Raw genomic sequence first — 19,317 nt, forward strand, 5'->3', positions numbered from 1 at the left:
CGGCTATTTCTGTAACACGTTCTAGTCTTGAGCGCATGAGTGACGAGCTGCTGCGCAATCCCACCCATAACGGTCACCTTCTGGTCGGCGCTTTGAAGCGTCACCGCGACAAGCCGGTGCTGTTCCTCGGCGACACCACGCTGACCGGCGGTCAGATGGCCGACCGGATCAGCCAGTACATCCAGGCGTTCGAAGCGCTCGGGGCCGGCACCGGTGCAGCCGTCGGGTTGCTGTCGCTGAACCGGCCCGAGGTGCTGATGATCATCGGCGCCGGCCAGACCCAGGGGTATCGGCGTACCGCGCTGCATCCGCTGGGTTCGCTCGACGACCACGCCTATGTGCTGTCCGACGCCGGGATCAGCTCGCTGATCATCGACCCCAACCCGATGTTCGTCGAGCGGGCGCTGGGGCTGTTGGACAAGGTGCCGTCGCTCAAACAGATCCTGACGATCGGCCCGGTGCCCGATGCGTTGAAGGATGTCGGCCACGACCTGTCGGCCGAGGCTGCCAAGTACGCGCCGCAGCCGTTGACGGCGGCCGATCTATCGCCGGACCAGATCATCGGGTTGACCTACACCGGCGGCACGACGGGCAAGCCCAAAGGCGTGATCGGCACCGCCCAGTCGATCTCAACGATGACGATGATCCAGCTGGCGGAATGGGAATGGCCGGAGCAGCCGCGGTTTTTGATGATCACTCCGCTGTCGCATGCCGGCGCCGCGTATTTCCTGCCGACGTTGGTCAAGGGCGGCGAAATGTACGTGCTGCCCAAATTCGACCCGGCTGAGGTTCTGAAAACTATTGAGGAGAAGCGGATTACGGCGACGTTCGTGGTGCCGTCGATGCTCTATGCGCTGATGGACCACCCGGATTCGCATACCCGCGACCTGTCGTCGCTGGAGACGGTCTACTACGGCGCGTCGGCGATCAACCCGGTGCGGCTGGCCGAGGCGATCCGGCGGTTCGGCCAGATCTTCGCGCAGAACTACGGGCAGTCCGAGGCGCCGATGGCCATCACCTACCTCGGGAAGAAGGATCACGACGAGAAGCGGCTGACGTCGTGTGGGCGCCCGACTCTGTTCGCGCGGGTCGCGCTGCTGGACCTCGACGGCAAGCCGGTTCCGCAGGGCGAAGTCGGTGAAATTTGCGTCAGCGGACCGCTTTTGGCAGGCGGCTATTGGAATCTGCCCGACGCCACCGCGGAAACGTTCCGCGACGGCTGGCTGCACACCGGCGACATGGCCCGCGAGGATTCCGATGGCTTCTATTACATCGTCGACCGGGTCAAGGACATGATCGTCACCGGCGGCTTCAACGTATTCCCGCGCGAAGTGGAAGACGTGATCGCCGAGCATCCGGCCGTCGCGCAGGTGTGCGTGGTCGGGGCGCCGGACGAGAAGTGGGGCGAGGCCGTCACCGCCGTGGTGGTGTTGCGCTCCGACGCGCCGCGCGACGACGCTGCGATCGAGGCGATGACCGCCGAGATCCAGGCCGCGGTCAAAGACCGTAAGGGGTCAGTGCAGGCGCCCAAGCGGGTGGTGGTCGCCGACTCGCTGCCCGTGACCGGGCTGGGCAAGCCGGACAAGAAGGCGGTGCGCGCGCAGTTCTGGGAGGGCGCGGGCCGCGCGGTCGGCTAGACGTTTTGCCCAGCGTGCGGCGAGCCGCACACTCGAGGCCGAACGTGCGGCGGGCCGCACGCTCGGCGGGTCGGGTTCAACGCGAGACGCCCGCGACCAGCAGGTCGAGCATGCGGCCCGTCTGCTCCCGCGAACCGCTGGCCAAGAAAATACCGATCAGGCTGGCCACTACATCGTCGGCCGCCACGTCGGAGCGCAGGCTCCCGTCCTGAGCCCCGGCCCGTAACAGCATGTCGACCGCGCCGACGATGCTGTCGCGTGTCTGGCTGCGCTGCATGGCGCCAGAGTCGAAGATCGCGTGCAAGGACTCGGCCATGCCACGTTTGGCCGCCACGAAGGTGGCGTAGCGGTCCATCCAGCGTCGCAGTGCAGTCTTGGCCGGCCGCTGCTTGAGCAGTTGTTCGGCCGTCGCCGCCACTTCGGCAAGTTCGGCACGGTAGATCGCCTCGACGAGGGCTTCGCGGTTAGGGAAGTGGCGATAAAGCGTGCCGATCCCGACGCCGGCGTCGCGCGCGATCGACTCCAGCGATACCGCTCCCCCATTCGCGGCGGTGAACGCGGCGGTGGCTGCCGCCAGCAGCCGCTCCCGATTGCGGCGCGCGTCCGACCTTCCTACCAAAGCGGAGGGTCCTCCGTTTCTGTTATGCTCAACCAAGCGGAGGGTCCTCCGCATTTCTCTAGTGTGACGGGAGCACCATGACAGATCAACCGCACCCCGGTGGTATCGGCACGATCGGCGGACGGCCGGTCGCCCGCGTCGGCTACGGCGCGATGCAATTGTTCGAGTCCGTGTCCGTCGACGACGCGGCCTCTGTCCTGCGTCGCGCCGTCGAACTCGGCGTCAACCACATCGACACCGCCTCGTTCTACGGGCCCGGCGAAGTGAACCGGCGCATCCGCGCGGCGCTGGCGCCTTACCCCGAAGACCTCGTCATCGTCAGCAAGGTCGGTGCGCGCTACACCGGCGACAAGCCGGTGCCGCTGGCCCCCGCACAGAAGCCGGCTGAGCTGCGCGCAGCGGTCGAGGACGATCTGCGCCAACTCGGTCTCGAGTGCATCCCGGTGGTCAATCTGCGACGGCTCGACCTCGGGCCAGGATTGGCGGCCGAGGGCGACCAAATCGTCGACGTGGACGACCAACTCGCCGAGATGATCGCGCTGCGCGACGAAGGCAAGATCGGCGCTATCGGTATCAGCGCCGTGCCGGTGGACGTGGTGCGGCAAGCGCTGCCCGCGGGGATCGTGTGTGTGCAGAACCCCTACAGCCTGCTGGAGCGTTCCCAAGAGGCCACCCTCGACTTGTGCGTCGCCGAGGGCATCGCCTGGGTGCCGTACTTCCCGCTCGGCTCGGCGCTCCCGGGCTACCCGAAGGTCGCCGACGACGCGGCGGTCGCCGAGATCGCCGGCGAGCTCGGCGTCACCGGTGCCCAGGTTGGCTTGGCGTGGCTGCTGGCTCATGCGCCGAACACGTTGCTGATTCCGGGAACACGGTCGATCCGGCATCTCGAGGAGAACCTCGGCGCCGGCGCCATCCGGCTGGCCGCCGACGCCGTCGCGCGTCTGGACGCCGTCAGTCCACCGCAGCCCGTCCACAGGTAACGTCGCTGCCTATGGGCAGTGCACCGGTCAAGCCGCCGTGGTGGCTCAAGCCGATGAACAAGGTATTCATCCGGATGTCGCGGCTGGGTATGCGTTTCGGCGGCGAGGGCCCGGTGGTGTTGACGGTGCCCGGACGCAAATCCGGCAAACCACGCTCTACACCGGTCACCCCGATGACCGTCGACGGCAAGGAGTACATCGTCGGCGGATTTCCCGGCGCGGATTGGGTGGCGAACGTTCGCGCCGCAGCGGAGGCAACGGTGGCCAGGGGACGTCGGTCTGAGCGCGTGCGGATTGTCGAGCTCCCCGCCGAAGAGGCGCGGCCTTTATTGCGGCAGTGGCCGATACAGGTGCCGACCGGTGTCGGCTTCATGAAACGCTCCGGGCTGGTCACCGACGGCCGGCCGGAGGAATTCGAGGCGCTGGCCGGACTATGCCCGGTGTTTCGCCTAGAGGGAGCCGAATAGCATTGAGCGACAACCCTTTTAATGCCGACATCTGGCGGCCGGTGGACGGGTTCGCCGAACTGACCGATATCACCTACCACCGCCACGTCACCGACGCCACCGTTCGGGTTGCGTTCAACCGGCCCGAGGTGCGCAACGCATTTCGCCCGCACACCGTCGACGAGCTCTACCGCGCGCTGGATCATGCCCGGATGTCCCCCGACGTCGGCGTGGTGTTGCTGACCGGCAATGGCCCCTCCCCCAAAGACGGCGGCTGGGCGTTCTGCTCCGGCGGCGATCAGCGGATCCGCGGCCGCAGCGGCTACCAATACGCCTCCGGGGAGACCGCCGACACCGTCGACGCGGCCCGCGCCGGGCGGCTGCACATCCTCGAGGTGCAGCGGCTGATCCGGTTCATGCCCAAGGTCGTCATCTGCCTGGTGTCCGGGTGGGCGGCCGGCGGCGGGCACAGCCTGCACGTGGTCTGCGACCTCACCCTGGCCAGCCGCCAGCACGCCCGGTTCAAGCAGACCGACGCCGACGTCGGCAGCTTCGACGGCGGCTACGGCAGCGCGTACCTGGCGCGGCAGGTGGGCCAGAAGTTCGCCCGCGAGATCTTCTTCCTGGGCCGTGAGTACACCGCCGAGCAGATGCATGCGATGGGCGCGGTCAACGCCGTCGTCGACCACGCCGAGCTGGAATCCACAGGTGTGCAGTGGGCCACCGAGATCAACGCGAAATCGCCTCAGGCGCAACGGATGTTGAAGTATGCGTTCAACCTGCTCGACGACGGCCTGGTGGGCCAGCAGCTGTTCGCCGGCGAGGCCACCCGGCTGGCGTACATGACCGACGAGGCCGTCGAAGGCCGCGACGCGTTCCTGGAAAAGAGGCCGCCCGATTGGAGCCGATTCCCGCGGTATTTCTGACGACGCTGCCGAGCGTCACGCTAGCGCGGCTGCGGCCTGCAGGCGTCACGCCAGCGTGACGCTCGGCGCATGGAGTGCGCCCCCTAGACTCCGGACGTGAGTAAAAGTCCGCTTCGACGGCTATCCGAGGCCGTCGCGCTGGCCGGGATGCGGCCACCCATCGCGCCGCAGCTGCGGCTCTACGACCCGTCGGCCAAACCCGTCGACCTCGACGGCAAGCGGATCCTGCTGACCGGCGCGTCGTCGGGCATCGGCGAGAGCGCCGCGGAAAAGTTTGCCCGGCGCGGGGCCACCGTCGTCGCCGTCGCGCGCCGGGAAGACCTGCTCAACGCCGTGGTGGACCGCATCCAAGCCCAGGGCGGCACCGCGCTGGCCATCCCCTGCGACCTGTCCGACATGGACGCCGTCGACGCCCTGGTCGCCGACGTCGAACAGCGGCTCGGCGGAGTGGACATCCTGATCAACAACGCCGGGCGCTCGATCCGCCGGCCGCTGGCCGAGTCGCTGGAACGCTGGCATGACGTCGAGCGGACGATGGTGCTCAACTACTACTCGCCGCTGCGGCTGATCCGCGGCATCGCGCCCGGGATGCTCGAGCGCGGCGACGGCCACATCATCAACGTCGCGACCTGGGGCGTGTTCAGCGAGGCGTCACCGCTGTTCTCGGTGTACAACGCGTCGAAGGCCGCGCTGTCGGCGGTCAGCCGGGTGATCGAAACCGAATGGGGCACAAAGGGTGTGCACTCGACCACCCTGTACTACCCGCTGGTGGCCACCCCGATGATTGCGCCGACCAAGGCCTACGAGGGCATGCCGGCACTGACGCCGCGCGAGGCCGCCGACTGGATGATCACCGCCGCACGGACGCGGCCGGTGCGGATCGCCCCGCGTATGGCGGTCGCCGCCAAGGCCCTGGACACCGTCGGCCCTGGCTGGGCGACCGCACTGATGAAGCGTCAGCGCATTCAGCCGCCCTCGTGATAGACACGACCACATGGAAATCCTGGCCAGTCGGACGCTGTTCCGGCCGGCGGACTATCAGCAGTCGCTGTCCTTCTACCGGGACCAGATCGGGCTGGCCATCGCCCGCGAATACGGTGCCGGCACAGTGTTTTACGCCGGTCAGTCGCTGATCGAACTGGCAGGCCACGGCGCGCCGGAGCATCCCGCCGGCCCGTTTCCGGGAGCACTGTGGCTGCAGGTGCGCGACGTCCGCGCCACCCAGGCCGAACTGGAGGGCCGCGGCGTGCCGATCACCCGGGAGGCCCGCCGCGAACCCTGGGGACTGCATGAGATGCACGTCACCGATCCCGACGGGGTGACTCTGATCTTCGTGCAGATACCGCCGGACCATCCGCTGCGTCGCGATACCCGAGGTGAACGGCGCCATGCCGAAGGTTAACCGGAAGGTAACATCAGGCGACGAGTGGAGATACACCGGCGTTTCTCATCCGTGTCTGTTCGACAATCGATCGCCCCTACCACGAGAATTGGCGCCGTGAACCTTGAGTTGTTCCTCCTGATCATCGTCGTGATCACGGCACTCGCGTTCGACTTCACGAACGGGTTCCACGACACCGGCAACGCCATGGCCACCTCGATTGCCAGCGGCGCGCTCTCCCCGAAAGCCGCGGTGACTCTGTCCGCGGTGCTGAACCTGGTCGGGGCCTTCCTGTCCACCGCCGTCGCGGCGACGATCGCCAAGGGTCTGGTGGACGCTCAACTGGTGACGCTGGAACTGGTGTTTGCCGGTCTGGTCGGCGGGATCGTGTGGAATCTGCTGACCTGGCTGCTCGGCATCCCGTCGAGCTCGTCGCACGCCCTGATCGGCGGCATCGTCGGCGCGATGATCGCCGCGGTCGGCGGCCACGGGGTGATCTGGACCGGCGTGGTGTCACGCGTGGTGATCCCGGCGGTGGCGGCCGCGGGGCTGGCCACCGCGGTCGGAGCGGTCGGCACCTGGCTGGTGTACCGCCTCACCCGCGGCGTTCCGGAAAAGCGCACCGACCAAAGCTTCCGCCGCGGCCAGATCTTCTCGGCGGGACTGGTTTCGCTGGCCCACGGCACCAACGACGCGCAGAAGACGATGGGCGTCATCTTTCTGGCGTTGATGTCCTACGGCGCGGTCAGCCGGACGGCGACCATGCCGCCGCTGTGGGTGATCGTGTGCTGCGCGGTGGCGATGGCGGCCGGAACCTACTTCGGCGGTTGGCGGATCATCCGCACCCTGGGCAAGGGGCTGGTCGAGGTCAAGCCGCCCCAGGGCATGTCGGCCGAATCATCCTCTGCGGCAATCATCTTGTTGTCCGCCCACTTCGGCTATGCACTGTCGACCACCCAGGTGGTGACCGGGTCCGTGCTGGGCAGCGGGGTGGGCAAACCCGGCGCGGAAGTGCGCTGGGGCGTGGCCGGCCGGATGGCGACCGCGTGGGCGGTGACGCTGCCGTCGGCCGGCATCGTCGGCGCCCTCACCTACCTGCTGGTGCACAGCATCGGCGGATACCTCGGCGTGATCGTCGGTTTCACGCTGCTATCCGCAGCGGCGCTGGCGATTTGGCTGCAGTCGCGCAAGGTGCGCATCGATCACACGAACGTCAACAACGAATGGGCCGGCAACCTGACTGCCGGGTTGGGTTCGACTAACGGACACGTCCCGCACGTCAACGGACGGGTTCCGACAACCGAAGCCGTCCGGGCGCCCAGCGTTCACGCTTCATGACCACCTGGTTCAACTACGCTGCCACGCTGAAGATTCTGGTCTTCGGCCTACTGGTCGGCGCCGCACTGCCGGCGCTGTTTGCGCTCGGGGTGCGGCTGGGCGCCGCCGGTGCCGGCATCAATGGAGACGCGGTCACCCGAAAGCGCCCGGCGCTGACCGCGCTCAGTTGGGCGATCTTCGCGCTGGTGCTGGGCGCGGTGGTGCTCGGCGTGCTGTTCATCGCTCGTGACTTCATCGCCTACCACACTGGCTGGTTCATCCTCGGCGCCAGATCCACGTAGCATCGACGCTGTTGGCTACTTGATGCGTGACGGAGGCCCAAGCCGGGAAGTTGACGCAGTGTGAACCGATTTCTCAACTCGATTGTCGCGTGGTTGCGCGCAGGATATCCCGACGGGGTTCCACAAACCGATTACATTCCGCTGCTTGCGCTGTTGTCCCGGCGGCTGACCAACGACGAGGTCAAATCGGTGGCGCGCGAATTGATGCAGCGCGGCGAGTTCGACCAGATCGACATCGGGGTGGTGATCACGCAGTTCACCGATGAGCTGCCCGCCCCGGAAGACGTCGAGCGAGTGCGGGCCCGCTTGGCCGCCAAAGGCTGGCCGTTGGACGACGTCCGCGAGGGTGAGGAACGCGAATAGCCGTCCTGCGCGCACTTGCCATCCCGCCGGGCGCTGCGGTGCGCACACTGATGCCCGCACTGGAAGGTGTTCTGTCCGGCCGTGATTCGGCGTTAGTGCCCGTGCCGGTCTCGTCGGCGCTGCCGCCGTTGCGGATTGGTGAGGCGATTGACGACGACGTCGCGGTCGTGGCGACGACATCGGGTACCACGGGACCACCCAAGGGTGCGATGTTGACGGCTGACGCGCTTCGGGCGAGCGCATCGGCCACCCACGACCGTTTGGGCGGGCCGGGCCGTTGGCTGTTGGCGTTGCCGCCGTATCACATCGCGGGTGTACAGGTGTTGGTACGCAGTGTGGTGGCGGGGACGGTGCCGGTGGAGTTGGACGTCTCGTCGGGCTTTGATGTCAGTGAGTTACCTTCTGCCGTAGGGCGTTTGGGTTCGGGACGACGATATGCGTCGTTGGTGGCTGCCCAGTTGGCCAAGGCACTGACCGACCCGGCTGCCGCCGCGGCGCTGGCCTCCTTGGAGGCCGTGTTGATCGGCGGGGGGCCGGCGCCGCGTCCTGTGCTGGATGCTGCTGCCGGGGCTGGCGTTACCGTGGTGCGCACCTACGGGATGAGCGAGACAGCGGGCGGCTGCGTCTACGACGGTGTGCCTTTGACCGGGGTTCAGGTGCGGGTGGACGCGGACGGGCGCATCGTGATCGGCGGCGCGACGTTGGCGAAGGGCTACCGCAATCCCGTCGATCCCGATCCGTTTGCGGAGCCCGGCTGGTTTCGGACCGAAGACATTGGTGTTCTTGATGATTCGGGTGTACTCACCGTGTTGGGTCGAGCCGATGAGGCGATCAGCACCGGCGGGTTGACAGTGTTGCCGCAGCCGGTGGAGGCTGCACTGCGCATGCATCCCGCGGTGGCCGAGTGTGCGGTGTTCGGAGTCGCCGACGACCGGTTAGGTCAGCGGGTAGTCGCGGCTGTGGTAGTTGTTCAGGGCTGCGCTGCACCGACTTTGGACGACTTGCGTGCGCATGTCGCGGACACGCTGGAGGTCACGGCGGCACCGCGCGAACTGCACATCGTCGACGCGCTGCCGATGCGCGGCATTGGCAAAGTGGACCGGCAAGCCTTGGCGCGGGAGTTCGGTGGCTAACGGCAACACCGCCCGGTCCGATGGCCTGCATCGAGGATGCCTGACATGGTGCACGAGATGCATCCGGAGGTGGCCGCGGCACTGAAGGACGCGCAGTCGCTGATTCAGATAATGGACGACCAGCTACAAGATGCGCAGCACGACCTTCACGGGCACTGACGAATACAAGTCCGTTGAAGTGACCCTGAACGGCCACCATCAGCTACTCAGTGTCTTCATCAGCGATGGCCTCTTGCGGTTGGAGGCGGAGACAGTTGAGCAACGGCTCAACGAAGCAGTTCGCAACGCCAACAACGCTGCGACCGAATCGATTATGGTCGATTAAGAACGTCTCGACGACCTGATTACCGAAGGAGTCAATGACTGGCAATAGCCCTTACGGAAGGGAACTTTCGCGCTGAACGATGACTTCCATTGGGTGGTCATAGCTTGCGCATGACCACGGCCCGGTAACTCCAGCCAGCATCAGTGATGGCCTGCTTCAAGATGTTTTTGAAATCCTTCGAGTCGAAGCGGTATCTCTGACCGTTCACCGTGCGCTCGGCCACATCGTGCAACTGACCGTTTTGCCAGCTTTCACGGTAGTAGCGGCCCCCATTCTCGTCCGAGTACCAATCCCCAGCGAAACAGCGATCCGTCGACCGAACTTCGTGGGCCCGAGCATGGAACCGCAGCCGGGTCGAGAAGGTGTCATTGACGCCTACCTCGCTTAAGAGGTCCTTCCAGTTCGGATCGCTGGTCTTCCACTCCACCACCAAGTCGACTTTCTCGGCGGCACCGTCGCGCACCAGCCAGGGTTCCGCGGGTTGGTTCAGCCGCAGCAGCCGCAGACGAAGTTCTTCTGGGTCGACCGGCGAGAAGTCAGGATTGGGCCTGGCGATGCCTCGTACACGATCACGAAATCCCATGCGAACTAGTCAACCACAGCACGGGAGTTGGCCATCTCCCCTTACTCGGATACCCGACATTCGATCTGAGACAACTCAATTCGTGGCCTTGTTGTCAACCTGTGCATCAAATTTGACATCAATTTCCGGCCGCCAATGGGGTCAACTCTCTACGCCGCCAACTGGCCAATAGGCTGGCGTGACCGCAATTACTGACCGCCTGCAGGTACGCCCCACCACATCTATTGTCGTGCCCGCCGCCGACGAAGGACTGCAGTCAACACCAAAGTCAAAACCCCGACCGCCATTAGGGCTAGGCCACCGAGACCAGCGAGGAAGGCGCCGACAAACTCACCCATACGAAGATCGCCCCCGACGCCGAACTTGTCAGACGAAGATCCAGTGCAGCTCACCGTGTAATCGCCGGATCGGCTGGCGGTGATCGTGAAGTATGCCTTCCACTGATTCACGGTCATGTCTCCGGTGTAGTTCGTCATCGCGACGCCGACTCCCGGCGTTACGTCGCAATGGACTCGGTGCCGCGCGCCGGTGTCGGCGTTCGCGATGAAAACCACGTTTGTGCCGCCCGCATTCATGTGCAGGGTGGTGGATTCGCCGCTGCCGAAGGTGTGCTCGCTGGGGGGCTGCTTGCCCATGATGTCGAGGAACTTGACGCCCGCGCCGACGCCGAACACAACGCCCAGCACGATCAGCGCCGTACCAATGGCGTACCAGTACTTTCTTGGTGCGCGCTTACCGACCGGCGCATACGGCGGGTAGGCACCCGGCGGGGGCACGACCGGTGAATGCCAACCGTATCCGGGCTGCGCATCAAATCTTGGCTGGTAAGCGGGCGGCGGCATCAGTGGCGGGTTGCCTCGGTCAGCGCCGGACCAGTCCGGTGGGTCAATCGGCATGGGCGCCCCCCTGCTCGTCTGTTGGAGATGCCCTCAAGCGTCCCACAGCGCGTCGTCAAGAAGCTTCACCGGTGCAAACGTCTGACCGTCGTGCGGCGCCGTACCAATAGGCTGACCGGTGGTGAAGATCGGTCGCAGGGAGGCAATCGCGGCTGCAGTCGGGTTCGTCCTGGTTGCGGCCGCATTCGTGTTGCCCCGGGCCCATTTGGGGATCATGTCGCGGCGTCACTCGGCGCCCGATCGCTTCGGCTCGCATGCCGGCGCCGCGCCGCTGTTCGGGTGGTTCGAGACCCATGTCGGGTGGGGCACCGTCCCGGCGATTCTGATCGGGCTGGCCGCGCTGATCTGGGGGCCTGCAGTCGCCCAGCGACTGCGGTGGCGACTGCTGACCTGGGTGGCCTGGGCGACCGCGTGCGCGTGGGCGTTTTCGCTGGCGATGATCGACGGCTGGCGACGCGGCTTCGCCGGTCGGCTGACCACCAAAGACGAGTATTTGCACGAGGTTCCGGGCATCACCGACATCCCGCGGACGGTGCGCACTTTTTCAAGCCGCATCCTTGATTTCCAACCACACTCGTGGACCACCCATGTGTCGGGCCACCCGCCTGGCGCACTGCTGACATTCGTCTGGATGGACCGCCTCGGCTTGAGCGGCGGCGCCTGGGCCGGCCTACTGTGTCTGTTGGTTGGCTCCAGCGCGGCAGCGGCGATCTTGATCGCGCTGCGGGCGGTGGCCGACGAGACGACCGCCCGTCGGGCCGCGCCATTCGTCGCGGTGGCGCCGACGGCGATCTGGATCGCTGTCTCGGCGGACGGATACTTCGCCGGGGTGGCGGCCTGGGGCATCGCGCTACTGGCGGTGGCGGTACACAGCGAGGTGCGACGCCCCCGCCTGGTGGCGGTTGCGTCGGGTCTGCTGCTCGGTTGGGCCCTCTTCCTCAACTATGGGCTGACGTTGATGGCGCTACCGGCGTTGGCCGTCCTGGTGTGCGCGAGAGATTGGCGACCCGCGCTGCGCGCCCTCGGACCGGCCGTGATAGCGGCCGTCGCGGTGGTCCTGGTATTCGCCGCCGCAGGCTTCTGGTGGTTCGATGGCTACACCCTTGTCCAGCAACGCTATTGGCAGGGCCTCGCGAGCGATCGACCGTTCGAGTACTGGAGCTGGGCCAATCTGGCGGCCGCGGCATGCGCGACAGGCTTGGGTAGCATCGCCGGCCTGGGTCGGGTATTCGACGCGGCTGCGATCCGCCGACGATCCGGCATTCATCTGCTGATGCTGGCGGTACTGATAGCGATCGTCTGCGCCGACCTGAGCATGCTCAGTAAGGCGGAGACGGAACGGATCTGGTTGCCGTTCACCATCTGGCTGACCGCGGCTCCTGCGCTGCTTCCGCCACAGTCACATCGGTTTTGGTTGGCGCTCAATGTTATTGGCGCGCTGCTGGTGAACAGCCTGATCTACACGAACTGGTAGGGCGACTACAGCCCGGCGGCGCGGGCGGCTTGAGCAAACCGGCTGGCCGATCGGCAGCTTTCGCGTACTGCGGCCACGTCGTTGACGACGTCGAAATCGGCCAGCTCCTCCAGCAATGACACCTCAATTCCATTGGAATTCAACGCTTTCAACGTAAGCATCCCGGTGTCCGGCTGCGACATGGGAACGTCGCGCAGACACACGGCGCTCTCCGGTGTGCGCACCCCCAACGCCCACCAGCCACCGTCACGGGCGAGGCCGAGGACGGCCGGCGATTCGCACAGCTGTCGCCCGCAGTCGACCAGCAACTGGGCGGTCACCTGCGGGGTGTCCATCCCGATCTGCAACACGGGATAGCCGTCGGCTGCGTCGGCGTGCGCGTTGGCCAACCGGTCGGCGAAGTCGTTGCCGCGCTGAGGAATAACGGTGAATGATGTCAGCCCGCTTCGGATCTCGTCGGCGTCGACCGCCTCGTCGAGCTCGCCGGTGAACGCCACCACCCGCGCGGCGACCGGTGCAGCGGCCACCGCATCGAGGGTGTCGAGCAGTGCGGCGGCAGCGATCTCGGCGGCGACCCGGTCACCCACCGTCGCAGCCAGCCGCGTCTTGGCCTGGCCGGGCACCGGCGCTTTGGCCACCACCAGCAGCGTCACCGGCACGATGCTCACGAGATCGCTTTCCAGAAGTCCAGGATCGCGATCATGCTGCCCCGAAGTGAGCCGCTCACTTTGGATTTGCCTCCGGTGCGGGGGCCGTAGGCGACGTCGTGTTCGACGACACGCCAGCCGGCAGCGGCCGCCCGCACCAGCAACTCCAGCGGATAGCCCGACCGGCGGTCCGTGATGCCCAAACCAAGCAGGGCGTCGCGGCGAAATACTCGCATCGGCGCGATGTCGTGCACCGGCAAGCCGTGCCGGGTGCGCAGCCGCCAGCTCATCATCACGCTGCCCAGCCGCGCGACCCACGGCCAGTGCAATCCGGGCACCGGTCGTCGACGCCCGACGGCAAGGTCGGCGCCGTAGTCGAGTTCGGCGACCAGCCGGGGCAGGTCGGCGGGGTCCAGGGAGCCGTCGGCGTCGATGACCGCCACGATCGGCGTCGTCGCCGCCACCACCCCGGCGTGGACCGCGGATCCGTAGCCGGGCCGCGACTCGACGACCACAGTGGCGCCGTGGCGGCGGGCGACCTCGGCGGTGTCGTCGGTGCTGTTGTTGTCGACGACCAGCGGGTGGTAGCCGGCGGGGATGGTCGCCAGCACGTCAGGCAGCGACTCGGCCTCATTCATACAGGGCAGCACCACCGTGACCTCGGGCATGACCTTCGACAGTAATGCGCCTGAGCGTGTACATGGCTGTAGAAATCGTCACCAGTCGTGGGCTTCAGATTTCCGGCTTATAGCGACAATTCAATCGCCCTTGGGGTTTGTCGCTCAGAGGCGGGCAAATTGTGTGCTGTTCGGACCAGAGACTCCTGTGGCGGATGTGACGCCGAGGCACGGTTTGGCACCTCGTTCCCGCTTTCGGCTTTCACGGCGCGAACGCCAATCGTGCTTGCCCAGCCAAACCCGGTTGCTCGATGGCGGTGGCGTTTCAGTGGCCAAAGCCGCCCAAGCCGCCGCCACCGGAGCCCCCGCCGCCGGAGCTAGAGCCGCCACCGATGCCACTGCCGCCCGAACCGCCGCCACCGGAGCTGGACCCACCGGACCCGAAGCCGCCTGACCCGCCACCGGATCCGATACCGCCACCCCCACTGCTACCGGAACCGCTACCGCCGGAGCCAAAGCCGCCGCCAGAGCCAGTGCCAGAGCCAGAGCTGCCGGACCCGCCGGAGCTCGTCCCGCCCGAACCAGAGCCGCCACCGCCGGTGCTACTGGAGCCGCCGCCGACGCTACCGGACCCGCTGCCACCGCCGGTGCTGCCTGAGCCGGGTTCGCCGCCAGCGCCACCGGAGCCGGTTCCGCTAGAGCCACTGCTGCCCGACCCCGGCCCACCGGTGCCACCCGGGTTCGTCCCAGGGTTGGTACCGGGATTCGTCCCAGGATTAGTACCGGGATTCGTCCCCGGATTCGTCCCAGGGTTAGTACCGGGATTCGTCCCAGGATTGGTGCCAGGATTTGTTCCCGGACTCGTACCGGGGTTAGTGCCCGGATTCGTCCCAGGATTGGTCCCAGGGTTCGTACCGGGGTTAGTACCGGGGTTAGTCCCCGGGTTCGTCCCAGGATTAGTACCGGGATTCGTCCCAGGATTGGTCCCCGGGTTCGTCCCAGGATTAGTGCCCGGATTGGTCCCCGGGTTCGTCCCGGGATTCGTCCCAGGATTAGTGCCCGGATTGGTCCCGGGGTTCGTACCCGGATTCGTACCGGGATTCGTCCCCGGATTCGTGCCGGGAAGAGGCCCACTGGGCACATTGATCGGGAGCGGAATCGGGATCGGGATCGGCACCGGGTTGAAGCCCGGAGCCGACGGCGCAGCCGGCGCAGGCGGGGCGGCCGGCGGCGGTGCCTGCTCGACGGGCGGGGGCGCGGCAGGCGGCCCGCTGGGCGCCTGCTGACGACCGGGACCCGAAACGCCCTGCGGGGCACCCGGATTGCTGACCGCCGGAGCCTGCACCTGGGTGCTTGGCGCGTTCGGTGGCGGCAACACCGGCATGAAGTTCCCCGGCACGGGCCTCTGTTGCTGCTGCGGCTGTTGCACGGGCGGAGGCGGAGGTTGACTGGCCGCGCTCGGACGAACACCGATCGTCACCGCGACAGCCAACGCGGCGCATCCCGCGACCACGATCCCGCCCACGGTGCTACCCACCAACAACGCCCGGCCGACCGGCTGCGCGACCACCTCGGTCTCGTCGTAATCCTCGTCGTCGCCGTCGTACTCCATCGGCAGCAGTTCGGAACCGTCGTCGGCCATCGAGTACGCCAGCTGGTGTTCCGCCTCTGGCACCTCTGCCGCCGGCTCGTTGATCGTCGGGTCTTCGACCGGCATTGCCGCGTCGGTCATGGCCGCCGCCGGCGCAGCCATCGTCGCATCCGGGGCAGGCATGGCCGCCTGCGTCATTGTCGCCGGCCCCGCGGCCACCGCCGCCCCCCACGCCGCCGTGAGATCAGGGTCGTCGGGCGCGCCCGCCGGCAAACTTGCGGTGGTGATCAGCGACGTTGCCGCATCTGACTCCGGCAGCACCGCGACGTTCTCGACGCCCGAGTCGTCCAGCGCCCGTCGCAGCTGATCGGCTTGCTGCTGATCCGACCAGCACACCCGAGTGCCGACCAGCCGGTGGTCTTCTGCGGCCAGCAGCCGATGGGTGCCGACCACCGTTTCGGCCAGTTTGTCGACCGCGTCCGAACCCAGGTCGACAACTGATTCGTCGATCAGCGCGTTTCCGTCGCCTCCCGAGCCGACCAGCGCCAGACGGGCCACCGGACCGCTGACCGCGACGCCCAGGGTTACGTCCATCGCGGCTCTCCTCTCTGACACTGCAGTATCAGCTATTGGGCCGACACAGGGTCAGCGAATAATCCAGATCCAGCCTACGGAAGCGCGCCTCGTGCCGAGTCGCCCAGCGTAAGCCACACTGGGGACGTACGACGATGTTCGCAGTCGAGCAGCGCAAGGGGAATCTGGTGAGCGACAGCCGCGACGACACAAGTACGGTCCGCCTTGGCGCCATCCCGCAGGTCGAGAATCAACAGCCGTCGCGATCCGCGCTGACTCGCAAGAGCATTCAGCGCTGGAACATCGGCCGCGACGTGATCGCAGCGGTCTTGTTGCTCGTCGCGCTGGCTTTGCCGTGGAACCTTTATTTCGGCGTCGGCGTCCCCGACAGCCGCGGCGGGCTCTTCACGGTACTGCTTGTGGTGACAGTGCTTTCGCTGGCATCAGTCGCCGGCTCGTGGCGCATGGATCCGCTGGCCGGTCGACTGCGTGCCATCTTCAACATCCCGTACCTGCTCGTGGTGCTGGGCTTTGTGGTGTTCGACGCGGTCCAGACGGTGCGGTACGGCGGGAGTGCCAATGTGCCGGGCGGCGTAGGCCCTGGCGCATGGCTCGGAATCGCCGGTTCGTTGTTGAGCGCTCAACCCCTGATCAGTGCGACGGCCGCGGACAAGGACAGGTTCCGAAGGTGGCTGCGGTCCGCCCGCGCCTTGGGATACGCGTCCATTCTCGGGGCAGCACTCGCCGTGGTGTTCAACCTGTTCTGGCGGATAAAGGCCGCCTTGCCTAGCGGTTCGTCCGGTTTTGGCAAGCAGAACGTGGCGATCATCGCCACCGCAGTCGTGTACGGCATTGTGGCTTTGGTGGCCGTCGTCGTCGCGTCCCGATGGATCCTTCAGCGCAGCAGGGTATCTCGACTCGCAACGATCGGGCTCGGAGCGTCCACCCTGCTCGGCGGAATCATCGTCTGGAGCTTACCTATTGGCCGGGAGATTGACGCATTCCACGGCATCGCGCAGAACACCTCCACGGCCGGCGTTGGGTTCGAGGGCTATCTGGTGTGGGCCGCGGCCGCCGCGGTGTTCGCGCCGTTGACGTTGCTGCGCATCGCCACGACGGAGCATATCCCTGAGAACTTGTGGCGCCCTGCGGCGCGAAAAGGCTTGCTGCTCATCATCGTATGGTGTGCCGGATCGGTGCTGATGCGCATCACCGACATCGTCGTCTCGGTGAGCCTGAACCTGCCGTACTCGCCGTACGACAGCGCGGCGATGGCCGCGTTCGACCTGGTGACCGCCGTGCTTGCCGTGTGGCTGTACCTCAACCTCGCCAACCTGTCGCTGCCCCGGCCCATGATCTCGTCGCTGTGCGGAGTTCTGTTCGTACTCAGTGTTTCCCGCATTGTGATAGGCGTCGCGCTGGCTCCGCGGTATGCGAGTTCGCCTTCGTGGCTGAACAATCCGGTTTACGGCAACGATCTCGCTCAGCAGATCACCAGCACGTTCGACGCCGTACTGTGCGGGCTGACCCTGTGTATCCTCGCCGTCGTCATCGTCACCGGCCGACGAGCACACCACCGGCCGCCAGAACCCGAGACGAGGCAGTTGGACACCGCCCGGCCCCGGATCTTTCGGGGAGATAACGCTCCAACGCGGCGGCTGCCCCGGACGCCCAAGATCTACCGGCCCGGCCAAGGCTAATCGCGCAGCGGCGCCGACGCGAATTCGCGCAACCCCTCTTGCGGGTCGACAGCCGCACGAAAACCCAATACCTCCGCGGCCCGGGCTGGATCGGCGACGATATGACGCACGTCGCCGCTGCGATACTGCCCGGTGACGACCGGCGCCACACCGCTGCCGCGCGCGTCGCACAGCGCCGTGGCCACCTCCAGGATCGAAATCGGCTGGCCCGAACAGACATTGGCGGCGACAAAGCCCTCGCCGTCGAAGTCCACAGCGGCCAGGTTGGCGGCCGCTACGTCGTCGACGTGTACGAAATCGCGCATCTGGCCGCCGTCCTCGAAAACCGGTGGCGGCTCACCCTTTTCGAGCGTCGACCGGAAAATGGCGGCCACCCCGGAATACGGCGTGTCGCGAGGCATACCCGGACCGTAGACGTTGTGATAACGCAGGGCTACCACCGAGCCGCCGGTCGACTCCGACCACGCCAGCGCGTAATGCTCCTGCGCGGTCTTGCTGGCCGCGTACAGGCTGCGCGGCCGCAGCGGCGCGTCCTCGTCGACCAGCTGCCAGTCCACCTCACGGCCACAGCGCGGGCAGCGATGCTCGAAAACCCCGGCGTCCAGGTCGGTCCGACTCCGCGCCGGCGGGTCGGCCAGTCCGTGCTCGGTGCAGCGGTAACGGCCCTGCCCGTAAACCACCATCGACGATGCCAGCACCAGCCGGCGCACACCGGCGGCGAACATCTGGGCGAGCAACACCGTGGTGCCAAAGTCGTTGTGGCTGCCGTACGCCGGCGCGTCGGCGGCGTTCACCCCGGCGCCGACGACGGCCGCCTGATGACAGACGAGGTCTACCCCGGCCAGCAGCGGGGTCAGTGCGTCGGCGTCGCGGACGTCCACGCGTTGGCATCCCGCTGGCACCGCCGCATCTGGTCCGTGCGCGGCGGGCAGCAGAGCGTCGATCGCAATGACCTCATGCCCGGCGGCTTGCAACGCGGCGTGCACCCGCGAGCCGATGAAGCCGGCCGCGCCGGTCAGCAGCACCCTCACGGTAGGTCGAACGGCAGGCTGACGCCGGTGTGCGACTGGCAGTCGGTGCAGGTGCGCTCGGCGGCGACCTGACCGATGGCCTCGTGCACCAGCTTTTTGAACGGCTCGATGTTCTTCTCGAACTCGCTGAATACGTCGACGGCCGTCACTCCCGCGCCGGCCTCGATTCCGGCGTCCAGGTCGGTCACCAAAGCGATTGAGGCATAACACATGTCGAGCTCGCGAGCGAGCACTGCCTCGGGATAGCCCGTCATGTTGATCAGCGTGAACCCGGCGGCGGCGTACCACTGGCTTTCCGCGCGGGTGGAAAACCGCGGGCCCTGAATCACCACCATGGTGCCGCCGTCGACGACGCCGGGCAGGCCGGTGACCGCGGCCCGCAAAGCCGGGCAGTACGGATCGGCAAAGGCGGCGTGCGCCCCGCCGGATTCGAAGTAGGTGTCGGCGCGGCCATGAGTGCGGTCCACCAGCTGGTCGGGCACCACGATCGAGCCGGGCCCGAGATCGGGCGTCAGGCTGCCGACCGCGCACGGCCCGAACACCCGCCGCACCCCCAGCGCCCGCAGCGCCCACATGTTGGCGCGGTACGGGACGGTGTGCGCCGAATACTGATGCTGCGCACCGTGACGGGGCAGAAACGCGACCTCATGCTCGCCGACGACGCCGACGGTGACCGGGGCGCTCGGCTCACCGAACGGGGTGTCGAGGTTGATGGTGCGGGCGTCGGCCCCGAAGAAGGTGTAGAAGCCGCTGCCGCCGATCACTCCCAGCATGTA

At 66.9% G+C, this 19,317-nt stretch carries 20 protein-coding genes and 1 pseudogene; 13 read left to right on the forward strand and 8 right to left on the reverse strand.

The window, feature by feature from the left end; all coding sequences use genetic code 11:
* Positions 1-35 precede the first annotated feature (35 nt).
* Positions 36-1,637 (forward strand): fatty-acid--CoA ligase FadD8, encoded by a 1,602-nt coding sequence (gene fadD8, locus MFM001_RS08415; RefSeq protein ID WP_116374819.1) that lies wholly within the window; start codon positions 36-38, stop codon positions 1,635-1,637.
* 76 nt (positions 1,638-1,713) lie between these two features.
* Here the strand turns inward: fadD8 and MFM001_RS08420 are convergent, their stop codons facing one another.
* Positions 1,714-2,256 (reverse strand): TetR/AcrR family transcriptional regulator, encoded by a 543-nt coding sequence (locus tag MFM001_RS08420; RefSeq protein ID WP_192886889.1) that lies wholly within the window; start codon positions 2,254-2,256, stop codon positions 1,714-1,716.
* A 77-nt stretch (positions 2,257-2,333) separates the two neighbouring features.
* Here MFM001_RS08420 and MFM001_RS08425 point away from each other — a divergent pair, with 77 nt between their 5' ends.
* The 10 genes and pseudogenes from MFM001_RS08425 to MFM001_RS08470 all read left to right on the forward strand — a co-directional run bounded on the left by MFM001_RS08425 (position 2,334) and on the right by MFM001_RS08470 (position 9,429).
* Positions 2,334-3,236 carry an aldo/keto reductase gene (locus tag MFM001_RS08425; RefSeq protein ID WP_116374821.1) on the forward strand — a complete coding sequence of 301 codons (903 nt, stop codon included), beginning with the start codon at positions 2,334-2,336 and terminating at the stop codon, positions 3,234-3,236.
* A gap of 11 nt (positions 3,237-3,247) precedes the next feature.
* Positions 3,248-3,703: a nitroreductase family deazaflavin-dependent oxidoreductase gene (locus MFM001_RS08430; protein WP_116374822.1), complete on the forward strand. Its 456-nt coding sequence runs from the start codon at positions 3,248-3,250 to the stop codon at positions 3,701-3,703.
* A 2-nt stretch (positions 3,704-3,705) separates the two neighbouring features.
* A complete protein-coding gene (locus tag MFM001_RS08435) occupies positions 3,706-4,608 on the forward strand; it encodes a 1,4-dihydroxy-2-naphthoyl-CoA synthase (RefSeq protein ID WP_116374823.1) in 903 nt (300 codons plus the stop codon).
* A 96-nt stretch (positions 4,609-4,704) separates the two neighbouring features.
* The gene (locus MFM001_RS08440; RefSeq protein WP_116374824.1) at positions 4,705-5,589 is read left to right on the forward strand and encodes an SDR family oxidoreductase; all 885 of its coding nucleotides are present in this window, start codon (positions 4,705-4,707) and stop codon (positions 5,587-5,589) included.
* 13 nt (positions 5,590-5,602) lie between these two features.
* Positions 5,603-6,010 carry a VOC family protein gene (locus tag MFM001_RS08445; protein WP_116374825.1) on the forward strand — a complete coding sequence of 136 codons (408 nt, stop codon included), beginning with the start codon at positions 5,603-5,605 and terminating at the stop codon, positions 6,008-6,010.
* Positions 6,011-6,106: 96 nt separating this feature from the next.
* On the forward strand, positions 6,107-7,327 hold the full coding sequence (locus tag MFM001_RS08450; RefSeq protein ID WP_116374826.1) for an inorganic phosphate transporter: 1,221 nt from the start codon (positions 6,107-6,109) through the stop codon (positions 7,325-7,327).
* A complete protein-coding gene (locus MFM001_RS08455) occupies positions 7,324-7,608 on the forward strand; it encodes a hypothetical protein (RefSeq protein WP_116374827.1) in 285 nt (94 codons plus the stop codon). Before MFM001_RS08450 ends, MFM001_RS08455 begins: the two co-directional genes overlap by 4 nt.
* A 60-nt stretch (positions 7,609-7,668) precedes the next feature.
* A complete protein-coding gene (locus tag MFM001_RS08460) occupies positions 7,669-7,971 on the forward strand; it encodes a DUF3349 domain-containing protein (RefSeq protein WP_116374828.1) in 303 nt (100 codons plus the stop codon).
* Between the two features lie 50 nt (positions 7,972-8,021).
* Positions 8,022-9,104, forward strand: coding sequence for an o-succinylbenzoate--CoA ligase (menE, locus tag MFM001_RS08465; RefSeq protein WP_238159034.1), 1,083 nt, complete (start codon positions 8,022-8,024; stop codon positions 9,102-9,104).
* 45 nt (positions 9,105-9,149) lie between these two features.
* A pseudogene (locus MFM001_RS08470) lies at positions 9,150-9,429 on the forward strand (YbaB/EbfC family nucleoid-associated protein).
* A gap of 97 nt (positions 9,430-9,526) precedes the next feature.
* Here MFM001_RS08470 and MFM001_RS08475 read toward each other — a convergent pair.
* Together MFM001_RS08475 and MFM001_RS08480 are read right to left on the reverse strand one after the other, a co-directional pair.
* Complete coding sequence (locus tag MFM001_RS08475) at positions 9,527-10,012, reverse strand: hypothetical protein (RefSeq protein ID WP_116374830.1); 486 nt, start codon at positions 10,010-10,012, stop codon at positions 9,527-9,529.
* 221 nt (positions 10,013-10,233) lie between these two features.
* The gene (locus tag MFM001_RS08480) at positions 10,234-10,854 is read right to left on the reverse strand and encodes a hypothetical protein (RefSeq protein WP_142760684.1); all 621 of its coding nucleotides are present in this window, start codon (positions 10,852-10,854) and stop codon (positions 10,234-10,236) included.
* 175 nt (positions 10,855-11,029) lie between these two features.
* On the opposite strand from MFM001_RS08480, the gene MFM001_RS08485 reads away from it, so the two are divergent.
* Positions 11,030-12,382 (forward strand): hypothetical protein, encoded by a 1,353-nt coding sequence (locus tag MFM001_RS08485; RefSeq protein WP_116375068.1) that lies wholly within the window; start codon positions 11,030-11,032, stop codon positions 12,380-12,382.
* A gap of 5 nt (positions 12,383-12,387) precedes the next feature.
* Here the strand turns inward: MFM001_RS08485 and MFM001_RS08490 are convergent, their stop codons facing one another.
* From MFM001_RS08490 to MFM001_RS24615, 3 genes are all read right to left on the reverse strand, one after another.
* On the reverse strand, positions 12,388-13,050 hold the full coding sequence (locus tag MFM001_RS08490) for a DUF2064 domain-containing protein (protein WP_116374832.1): 663 nt from the start codon (positions 13,048-13,050) through the stop codon (positions 12,388-12,390).
* Complete coding sequence (locus tag MFM001_RS08495; protein WP_192886890.1) at positions 13,047-13,697, reverse strand: glycosyltransferase family 2 protein; 651 nt, start codon at positions 13,695-13,697, stop codon at positions 13,047-13,049. Before MFM001_RS08495 ends, MFM001_RS08490 begins: the two co-directional genes overlap by 4 nt.
* Positions 13,698-13,971: 274 nt before the next feature.
* The gene (locus MFM001_RS24615) at positions 13,972-15,831 is read right to left on the reverse strand and encodes a hypothetical protein (RefSeq protein WP_192886891.1); all 1,860 of its coding nucleotides are present in this window, start codon (positions 15,829-15,831) and stop codon (positions 13,972-13,974) included.
* A 164-nt stretch (positions 15,832-15,995) separates the two neighbouring features.
* Between MFM001_RS24615 and MFM001_RS08510 the strand changes: the two genes are divergently transcribed.
* A complete protein-coding gene (locus MFM001_RS08510) occupies positions 15,996-17,510 on the forward strand; it encodes a hypothetical protein (protein ID WP_116375070.1) in 1,515 nt (504 codons plus the stop codon).
* Here MFM001_RS08510 and MFM001_RS08515 read toward each other — a convergent pair.
* Together MFM001_RS08515 and MFM001_RS08520 are read right to left on the reverse strand one after the other, a co-directional pair.
* Complete coding sequence (locus MFM001_RS08515) at positions 17,507-18,541, reverse strand: NAD(P)-dependent oxidoreductase (RefSeq protein WP_116374834.1); 1,035 nt, start codon at positions 18,539-18,541, stop codon at positions 17,507-17,509. The genes MFM001_RS08510 and MFM001_RS08515 overlap by 4 nt on opposite strands.
* Entirely contained in the window at positions 18,538-19,314 is a 777-nt protein-coding gene (locus MFM001_RS08520) for an S-methyl-5'-thioadenosine phosphorylase (protein ID WP_116374835.1), read from the reverse strand. Before MFM001_RS08520 ends, MFM001_RS08515 begins: the two co-directional genes overlap by 4 nt.
* Between the last annotated feature and the right edge of the window lie 3 nt (positions 19,315-19,317).

The organism is Mycobacterium sp. MFM001, assembly GCF_003402475.1.
Classification (GTDB): Bacteria; Actinomycetota; Actinomycetes; order Mycobacteriales; family Mycobacteriaceae; genus Mycobacterium.

Coding starts and splice junctions, on each gene's coding strand:
- fadD8 (WP_116374819.1), top strand. CDS start 36: ATGAGTGACGAGCTGCTGCGCAATCCCACCCATAACGGTCACCTTCTG.
- MFM001_RS08425 (WP_116374821.1), top strand. CDS start 2,334: ATGACAGATCAACCGCACCCCGGTGGTATCGGCACGATCGGCGGACGG.
- MFM001_RS08430 (WP_116374822.1), top strand. CDS start 3,248: ATGGGCAGTGCACCGGTCAAGCCGCCGTGGTGGCTCAAGCCGATGAAC.
- MFM001_RS08445 (WP_116374825.1), top strand. CDS start 5,603: ATGGAAATCCTGGCCAGTCGGACGCTGTTCCGGCCGGCGGACTATCAG.
- MFM001_RS08455 (WP_116374827.1), top strand. CDS start 7,324: ATGACCACCTGGTTCAACTACGCTGCCACGCTGAAGATTCTGGTCTTC.
- menE (WP_238159034.1), top strand. CDS start 8,022: ATGCCCGCACTGGAAGGTGTTCTGTCCGGCCGTGATTCGGCGTTAGTG.
- MFM001_RS08475 (WP_116374830.1), bottom strand. CDS start 10,012: ATGGGATTTCGTGATCGTGTACGAGGCATCGCCAGGCCCAATCCTGAC.
- MFM001_RS08480 (WP_142760684.1), bottom strand. CDS start 10,854: ATGCCGCCGCCCGCTTACCAGCCAAGATTTGATGCGCAGCCCGGATAC.
- MFM001_RS08495 (WP_192886890.1), bottom strand. CDS start 13,697: ATGCCCGAGGTCACGGTGGTGCTGCCCTGTATGAATGAGGCCGAGTCG.
- MFM001_RS24615 (WP_192886891.1), bottom strand. CDS start 15,831: ATGGACGTAACCCTGGGCGTCGCGGTCAGCGGTCCGGTGGCCCGTCTG.
- MFM001_RS08520 (WP_116374835.1), bottom strand. CDS start 19,314: ATGCTGGGAGTGATCGGCGGCAGCGGCTTCTACACCTTCTTCGGGGCC.